The sequence below is a fragment of the Brucella grignonensis genome, assembly GCF_002252505.1.
GTDB classification, from domain to species: Bacteria; Pseudomonadota; Alphaproteobacteria; order Rhizobiales; family Rhizobiaceae; genus Brucella; species Brucella grignonensis.
This window is the reverse complement of sequence record NZ_NNRL01000007.1, coordinates 1-352: the sequence shown is the minus strand read 5'-3', so window position 1 is coordinate 352 and position 352 is coordinate 1. Positions and strand designations below refer to the sequence as shown.

Sequence of the window (352 nt, the reverse complement as noted above, 5' to 3'; positions counted from 1 at the left end):
GCGGAAAAGCCCCTGCTCTTCTCGACGCTGATCGTGCCGAGATCGCTGAAGATCATCTGCGCGGCGCCAGGCATTTCGAAAGGCTTGCCGTCATGACGAAGATAGGCGTTACCCGCCGTCGCTTTCCAGATATTGAAGGCGTTCGAGATGAGGGCGTTGAGCTTATTGTCCGCCTCATTGTCATTGTCGGCGTCGACCAGCCGCAGGTCGATCGCAGCATTGGTTTCATCGGTGATCACGGAGAGCAGGATGTCATCGCCGGGCTCGGGCGGCCGGTCGCGTTTCTCGATCTCCGCTATGCGTGCAGCCAGGACCATCTGGTAGTGTTTGAAAGCCTGCGTCGGCTTCGATG

At 58.8% G+C, this 352-nt stretch carries 1 protein-coding gene; it reads right to left on the bottom strand.

Annotation, left to right across the window (positions count from 1 at the left end; all coding sequences use genetic code 11):
• Nucleotides 1-352 (bottom strand): hypothetical protein (locus CEV33_RS00140; protein ID WP_141211505.1); only part of this gene is annotated, 352 nt, incomplete at both ends.